Here is a 7,267-nt window from a genome sequence, read left to right on the forward strand (position 1 = left end):
AGAATAATAAAGGAGCTTTTACCCGTGCTTGATAATCTCGAACACGCTATTGAGGCTTCATCAAGCTCTGATGATGGTAGTGGCATCGTTGAAGGGGTTAGGATGATCTTTAAGCAGTTTTTAAGCGTTCTTTCTAAGGAGGGGCTTGAGGTGATCCCCACCGTGGGTAAGGACTTTGACCCCTCAGTTCATGAGGCGGTTGAGGTCGTTAAGGTGGGGAGCGACGAAGAGGATGGTAAAGTAATTTCCGAAATTAGAAAGGGATATACCTTAGCGGGCAGGGTTATAAGACCCGCCCTCGTAAAAGTTGGAAAAAAGGGGTGATGGGAATGGTGACCAAGGAGAAAGTTGTTGGAATTGATCTTGGAACAACTAACTCGGTTATAGCTGTAGTTGAGGGCGGTCAGCCCGTAGTTATTCCCAATGCGGAGGGAAGCAGGATTACCCCCTCCGTTGTTGCCTTTACGAAGGATGGTCAGAGACTCGTTGGTCAGCTTGCTAAAAGGCAAGCGGTGGTTAACCCTGAAAGAACCATAGTTTCGATAAAGCGTAAGATGGGATCGGATTACAAGGTCGTCATAGACGGTAAGGCTTATACCCCGCAGGAGATATCAGCGATGATCCTGCAGAAGCTAAAGCAGGATGCGGAGGCTTATCTGGGTGTTCCTATAAAGAAAGCTGTTATAACCGTTCCCGCTTACTTTACCGATGCACAGAGGCAGGCTACAAAGGATGCTGGGACGATAGCTGGGCTTGAGGTTTTAAGGATAATAAACGAGCCTACCGCATCCGCGTTAGCTTATGGGCTTGATAAAGAGGGAGAACAGAAGATACTCGTTTTCGATCTCGGAGGAGGTACATTCGATGTTTCCATACTTGAGGTTGGAGACGGTGTTTTCGAGGTCAAGGCTACCTGCGGTGATAATCATCTTGGTGGGGACGACTGGGATCAGAGAATCATAGATTGGCTCGCTGAGGAGTTTAAGAAAGAAACGGGCATAGATCTGAGAAACGACAGAATGGCTATGCAGAGACTGAAGGAAGCAGCTGAGAAGGCGAAGATAGAGCTCTCTTCCATGGCGGAGACCATAATAAGTCTCCCATTTATAACGGCGGATCATACTGGTCCTAAGCATCTTGAGAAAACCTTAACGAGAGCGAAGTTTGAGGAGCTTACTTACGATCTCGTTGAGAGGCTCGTGGGGCCCACGATGAGAGCGCTTGAAGATGCAAAGCTTTCTCCCTCTGATATAAGTAAAGTTCTCCTGGTTGGTGGAGCTACAAGAATGCCTATGGTTCAGAGGAAGGTAAAAGAGCTTCTCGGTAAGGAGCCTTCTAAGGAGATAAATCCTGATGAGTGTGTGGCTATAGGAGCCGCGATTCAAGCCGCGATACTTGCGGGTGAGGTTAAGGATGTCGTTCTGGTTGATGTGACTCCGCTTTCGCTTGGCATAGAGACGCTTGGAGGCGTGTTCACGAAGATAATAGAGAGGAATACCCCTATACCTGTTTCAAAGAGCCAGATATTTACCACGGCTGCTGATAATCAGACCACGGTTGAGATACATGTGCTTCAAGGAGAGCGTCCAATGGCAGCGGATAACGTTTCCCTGGGAAGGTTTATCTTAACGGGGATCCCTCCGGCTCCGAGGGGAGTGCCTCAAATAGAGGTTACATTTAACATAGATGTTAACGGTATACTTCAGGTTTCCGCGAAAGATCTTGCAACGGGTAAAGAGCAGGCTATAACCATAAAATCAACGCGGCTTTCTGAAGAGGAGATAGAGAAGATGAGGAAAGAGGCGGAGCTACACGCTGAAGAGGATAAAAGAAGGAGGGAACTCGCCGAAACTCGCAATCAGGCGGATAGTCTCATATACTCTACCGAGAGGACAATGCGCGACTTTAAGGATAAGATTACCGATGCGGAAAGAGAGGAGCTTAATAAGGCTATAGAGGAGCTCAGAAAAGTGATGAGCGGAGAGGATATAAATGCCATAAAGAAAGCCATGGAAGATTTGACTAACAAGCTTCACAAGGTTACCTCGAGACTCTATCAGAGTGGAGTGGGGCCTCAGGCTGGAGCGGGTGCTCAGGGTGGAGCTACCGGTCCGGGTGGAGCGCAAGGCGGTAGCGGAGGAGAGGGTAAAACTATGGATGCTCAGTTTAAGGAGGCGAGTGGTGGTAGTCAATAATGAAGGATTATTACGAGATTCTTGGGGTTCCGAGAAACGCCTCTCAGGAGGAAATTAAAAGAGCATATAGAAGGCTTGTTAGAAAGTATCATCCGGATTTGAATAAAGGGAATCCGGAGGCGGAAAAGAGGTTTAAGGAGATAAACGAAGCTTATGAGGTCTTGAGCAACCCGGAAAAGAGAGCCAAGTATGATAGGTATGGTAGGGTAGATGGTGATTTCACTCCGCCTCCGGGCGGAGGATTTGATTTCGATTTCGGTAAGGGCTTTGATTTCGGCTTTGATCCTTTTGAGGATCTTTTTGAGAAATTTTTCGGAGGGGGTTTTAGAAAGAGAACGGAGGATATTGGACCCCGTAAAGGCGCTGATCTTGAAATGCCGCTTGAGATAACGCTTGAAGAGGCTTTTAGAGGGGGAGAAAAGGAGGTAAACGTCCCAAGGTGGAAGGTCTGTTCTACCTGTGGTGGGACGGGAGCAGCTCCTGGAGCTTCTCCACGAACCTGCCCTTACTGTCACGGAACTGGAAGACTGGAGGAGAGAAAGACGAGTCTTTTCGGGGAGTTTATAAGCGTTAAAACCTGTCCTTATTGTGGAGGCAAAGGGACTATAATAGATAAACCCTGTCATACCTGTAACGGAACGGGAAGGGTTAGGGAGTGGCGAAAAATCGTTGTTAACATTCCACGTGGGGTTGAAACTGGCATGAAGCTTAGGATTCCCGGTGAGGGTGAGCTTGGCGAAAGGGGAGGCCCACCAGGTGATCTTTATCTCGTTATAAACGTTAAACCGCATCCCCTCTTCGAAAGAAGAGGTAAGGATCTTTACTATAAGCTGAAGCTTTCCTTCCCGGAGCTTGCTTTGGGGGCTGATGTGGAGGTCCCCACGATAGAAGGAGAAAAGGCACGCCTTAAAATACCTCCGGGTACACAGGTAGGAGAGATCTTTAAGCTTTCAAGAAGGGGAATGCCGGGATTGAATGGTAAGGGTGGAAGAGGGAACATGTTTGTTGAAATTCAGATGGAGGTTCCCTCAAAGCTTACCGAGAGACAAAAGGATTTGCTCAGGGAGTTTGCGAAAGAAAGCGGTATAAAGGTTGGAGAGAGCTTGAGCTTTTTCCAAAGGTTTAAGAGGAGCTTTGGGGGATGAGATGGTATTATCTCGATTTTTATGGTGAGGATGAGCCATATCTTATAGAGAAAATCTCATCGCTGGGATTAACGGGGGTGGGTTTCCCGGGAAAGAAGGGAGCCCACCTTCGCGTTTACTTTAAGAGCCTTAGCGAGCGGGAACGAGTAAGATCCCTGCTTGAGGGGGAATTTCGTATGGAGTCTGGCGAGGAAGAGGACAAGGACTGGATAAGGGAAGTTGAGCGAGGATATGAACCGGTCAGGGCGGGATCTTTCGTAGTGATGCCCTCAAGCTTGATCCCTATCATTATAAAGCCAGGGATGGCTTTCGGCACAGGGTATCATCCCTCTACGAAATTAGCGTTGAGGCTTATAGATGAGGAGATTAAGGAACCGCGAGGATTCTCGCTTGACCTTGGGACGGGAAGCGGAATATTAGCGATAGCCCTGCATAGAAGAGGCGTTAAGCCCATAATTGCGCTTGATAAAGATCTCTTGGCGCTTAGAGAAGCGAGAGAGAATTTCCTTAGGAACGACGTTCAATCTGAGGTGGCTCTTATAGGTAGCGATCTATTAAGCGCAATTAAAGATGATTTGAAGTTCGAGATCGTGGTTGCGAATCTTCTTTTCCCAATATTCGAAATAGCCCTTCCTGAGATAGCTAAGCATATAGAAAGGGGTGGAATTTTTATAGCTTCAGGCATAACCGCCCGTGAAAGGGGCAGATTTTTGAACCTGATTGAAAGATACGGGTTCAAGCTCGCTTCGCTTTTAGAGGAGGAGGGTTGGATTGGAACGGCGGCGATTCTTCGCTGAGATCAAAAACGGAGAGGCTATAGTTAAGGGAGAGGAAGCTTATCATCTCTCCGTTGTTTTAAGGCTGGGTGAGGGAGATGAAGTTGAGCTCCTGACTAAGGAAGGAATATGGATAGGAAAAATAGTTAAGGTTTTGCGTGGGAAAGTAAAAGTTTCTTTAATTGAAAGGAAAAAGGTAGGGATCCTTCCCTATGAGGTTTTTCTCTTTCAAGGTATAACCAAAGGAAGGAGAATAGATTGGCTCGTTCAGAAGGCATCTGAGCTCGGTTGCAAGGCTTTTTATCCAATGATAACGAGGTATACCGTAGTTAGTGAGCTTGGAGACGAAAAACTCGAAAGATGGAGGAGGATTGCGCGCGAGGCTTCCAAGCAGTGTGGCAGGCAGGATGTTATGGAGGTTAAATCGCCTTTATCTTTTGGTGAAGCTATAGAGTTGATTGAGAGGGAAGGTGATTTTTTAAAGATAGCACCGAGTCTCAGAGGAGAACCGCTTCCGCTAAAGGACCTTCTTCTTGGTGATAAGAAATCCAAGGTTGCTGTGTTTATAGGTCCTGAAGGGGGATTTTCCCCGGAAGAGCTCGAACGCATGCTTTCCGCTGGCTTTATCAGCGTAAGGCTTGGACCTTATATTTTGAAAAGCGAGACAGCTTCTATCCTCGTTTTAAGCGCTCTTCTAACTCTCTGGGGTTGGGAATGAGAGTTTTTCTTTTTTCGCTTGGTTGCAGGGTGAATCAGTCTGAGATAGAGGGGCTTGCTTCGGAACTTGAAAGAGCTGGAATGAGGATAGTCGCTTCTCCCGAGGAAGCGGATATTATCGTGCTTAATACCTGTGCGGTGACAACCGAAGCGGAAAGGAAAAGCAGGCAGTATGTAAGAAGATTTAGGAGATTAAATCCAGGGGCGAAACTCGTTGCGCTTGGTTGCTATGTTCAGCTCGTTGGAGAGAAGGTTTTGAACCTCGGCGCTGATATAGCTTTTGGAAATTCTCGCAAGCGCGATTTGCTGAAAATCCTAAGGTTCGGAGGAGATAAGCGGGTTTTTTTAAGCCCTCGTCCTGAGAGAGGAGATTTCTTTTCTATTTCTGGAAAGCTTCATTATCATTCAAGGGCTTTCGTCAAGGTCCAGGATGGATGTGATGCCAAGTGTAGTTACTGTTTGATAAGGATTCTAAGGGGAAAGGGCGTTTCTCGTCCAATTCGGGATATCGTTTCAGAGGTACGCGGGCTTGTATCACGGGGATATGATGAAATAACAATAGTAGGAATTCATCTGGGAAGCTATGGAAGGGATCTGGGCGTTAACTTGAGAGAGTTGGTTGAAGAACTACTTAAGCTTCCTGGACTAAGGCTTCTCAGGCTTGGTTCGGTGGAACCCTTTGATTTGGGTGAGGATTTCATCGAGCTTTATGAAAGATTTGATAATTTGGCACCTCATCTTCATCTTCCCTTGCAGAGCGGAAGTAATAGAATACTTTCTTTAATGAGAAGGCCTTATACGTTTGAGAAATACCTTGAGCTGGTAGAGAAGCTCAGGGAGATCAGAGGGGATTTTAACATAACCACGGATATAATGATAGGCTTTCCGGGAGAGAGCGAAGGGGATTTTAATAGGACCCTTGAAGCTGTCGAGAAGATTTGGTTTGGAAGAATTCATATATTTAGGTATTCTCCAAGACCTTTTACCGAGGCTCTAAAGATGCCCTGCCTTTCTTCCTCCATTGTAGAAAGGAGACTCAAAGTTTTAAAGGAGATTACCTTAAGAAGCGCTCTTAGCTTTAACAAGTCGATAGTTGGAAAAACTTTCGATGCCCTTTATCTGGGGGGAAGGAGAGCGTTGCTTCCAAATTACGTGGAGGCGGAGCTTTCTGAGGAAGCTGAAGAGCGCTGGGTCAAGGTAAAGGTTGAAAAGGCATCTCCTCGGGGAGTTTTCGCAAGGGTTTTAAGTAGGTGAAAAAGAAAGGTTGTTTAGATAGGCTTTATGCGGATAGTCCTTTAAATCTCTTTCTGTATATATACCTTATGTTAGAATTATAGATGTAGCGTGAATGGAAGGACGGTGCGTTTCGATGAGAGAGTTTTTTGTTTTCGAAAACGGTGCTTTTAGAAGAGTGGATAGCTATCGAGAGGGGGCTTGGCTTAACTTGGTTGCCCCAACTGAAGAGGAGGTTAAAAAGACAGCTTTGGAGTTTAACATTCCGCTAGATTTCCTCTTAGATCCACTGGATATCGATGAAAGAGCAAGAACTGAAATGGAGAAAGGGATCGTTCTTATAATAGTAAGAATTCCCTTTAAGGAAAATGGAGATAGCAGTGTTCCCTTTAGGACATTGCCCTTGGGAATAATTCTTTTGGATGGTGGGATTATCACAATATGCTCTCAGGACACGAGAGTTGTAAGGGATGTCCTTAAAAGTGGTGTGCGCGTTAAGGGACAATCCGGAAGAGATTTAAAACTGGTCTTAACCATATTTCTGAAGGTTGCTTTTATCGTTCTTTCTCACGGCAGGGTGTGTCTGGATATTTGTTAAGAAAAGGTGGTTTTAGTGGGGGGACTTATGAAAGCTCTCTTTTTCGATGGAAGAAAGCTTTCGCTGGTGGAGTTTCCTGCTCCTGAGAGGAGAAAAGGAGAGTCCCTGATACGGGTGAGCAAAGTTGGTATATGTAATACCGATATTGAGATTCTAAAAGGTTATATGAGCTTCAGGGGAATTCTGGGGCATGAATTCGTCGGTGTTGTGGTGGATTCCGATAGAGAGGATCTTAAAGGTAAGAGAGTTGTTGGAGAGATAAATATATCCTGTGGGAAATGTGATCTTTGCAAGGCGGGCTTAAAAAAGCATTGTAGAAATATAAGGACACTTGGAATAAATGGCTGGGATGGTGCGATGGCTGAATATCTCAAACTCCCAGATGAGAATCTCCATGTTGTCCCTGATGATATAGATGATCTTTCTGCGGTTTTCGTCGAACCGCTTGCTGCTGCTATTCAAGTTCTTGAAGATGTTCATATAAAGCTAACCCATAATGTCTGCGTTGTAGGGGATGGCAAGCTTGGCCTTCTTATAACAAAGGTGCTGACTTTCTGTGGATATTCTCCTTGCGTTTTAGGGCATCATCCTGAAAGAAGGAAA

General features: G+C 45.9%; 8 protein-coding genes. All 8 read left to right on the forward strand.

The window, feature by feature from the left end:
• Nucleotides 1-324 (forward strand): nucleotide exchange factor GrpE (locus J7M13_00910; GenBank protein MCD6362553.1); only part of this gene is annotated, 324 nt, incomplete at its 5' end.
• Nucleotides 325-329: 5 nt separating this feature from the next.
• Nucleotides 330-2,195 carry a molecular chaperone DnaK gene (dnaK, locus tag J7M13_00915; protein ID MCD6362554.1) on the forward strand — a complete coding sequence of 622 codons (1,866 nt, stop codon included), beginning with the start codon at nt 330-332 and terminating at the stop codon, nt 2,193-2,195.
• Entirely contained in the window at nt 2,195-3,340 is a 1,146-nt protein-coding gene (gene dnaJ / locus J7M13_00920) for a molecular chaperone DnaJ (GenBank protein MCD6362555.1), read from the forward strand. The genes dnaK and dnaJ overlap by 1 nt, the downstream gene beginning before the upstream one ends.
• Nucleotides 3,337-4,137 carry a 50S ribosomal protein L11 methyltransferase gene (locus tag J7M13_00925; GenBank protein MCD6362556.1) on the forward strand — a complete coding sequence of 267 codons (801 nt, stop codon included), beginning with the start codon at nt 3,337-3,339 and terminating at the stop codon, nt 4,135-4,137. Before dnaJ ends, J7M13_00925 begins: the two co-directional genes overlap by 4 nt.
• Nucleotides 4,112-4,834: a 16S rRNA (uracil(1498)-N(3))-methyltransferase gene (locus tag J7M13_00930; protein ID MCD6362557.1), complete on the forward strand. Its 723-nt coding sequence runs from the start codon at nt 4,112-4,114 to the stop codon at nt 4,832-4,834. Before J7M13_00925 ends, J7M13_00930 begins: the two co-directional genes overlap by 26 nt.
• The gene (gene mtaB / locus J7M13_00935) at nt 4,831-6,087 is read left to right on the forward strand and encodes a tRNA (N(6)-L-threonylcarbamoyladenosine(37)-C(2))-methylthiotransferase MtaB (GenBank protein MCD6362558.1); all 1,257 of its coding nucleotides are present in this window, start codon (nt 4,831-4,833) and stop codon (nt 6,085-6,087) included. Before J7M13_00930 ends, mtaB begins: the two co-directional genes overlap by 4 nt.
• 115 nt (nt 6,088-6,202) lie before the next feature.
• Complete coding sequence (locus J7M13_00940) at nt 6,203-6,664, forward strand: hypothetical protein (GenBank protein ID MCD6362559.1); 462 nt, start codon at nt 6,203-6,205, stop codon at nt 6,662-6,664.
• Between the two features lie 27 nt (nt 6,665-6,691).
• The coding region (locus tag J7M13_00945; protein MCD6362560.1) for an alcohol dehydrogenase catalytic domain-containing protein at nt 6,692-7,267 on the forward strand (576 nt) is incomplete at its 3' end.

Source organism: Synergistota bacterium, assembly GCA_021159885.1.
Classification (GTDB): Bacteria; Synergistota; GBS-1; order GBS-1; family GBS-1; genus AUK310.

Bases quoted from the DNA above. Each gene is read 5' to 3' on its own strand.
- mtaB (MCD6362558.1), top strand. From the start codon at position 4,831: ATGAGAGTTTTTCTTTTTTCGCTTGGTTGCAGGGTGAATCAGTCTGAG.
- dnaJ (MCD6362555.1), top strand. From the start codon at position 2,195: ATGAAGGATTATTACGAGATTCTTGGGGTTCCGAGAAACGCCTCTCAG.
- J7M13_00925 (MCD6362556.1), top strand. From the start codon at position 3,337: ATGAGATGGTATTATCTCGATTTTTATGGTGAGGATGAGCCATATCTT.
- dnaK (MCD6362554.1), top strand. From the start codon at position 330: ATGGTGACCAAGGAGAAAGTTGTTGGAATTGATCTTGGAACAACTAAC.
- J7M13_00940 (MCD6362559.1), top strand. From the start codon at position 6,203: ATGAGAGAGTTTTTTGTTTTCGAAAACGGTGCTTTTAGAAGAGTGGAT.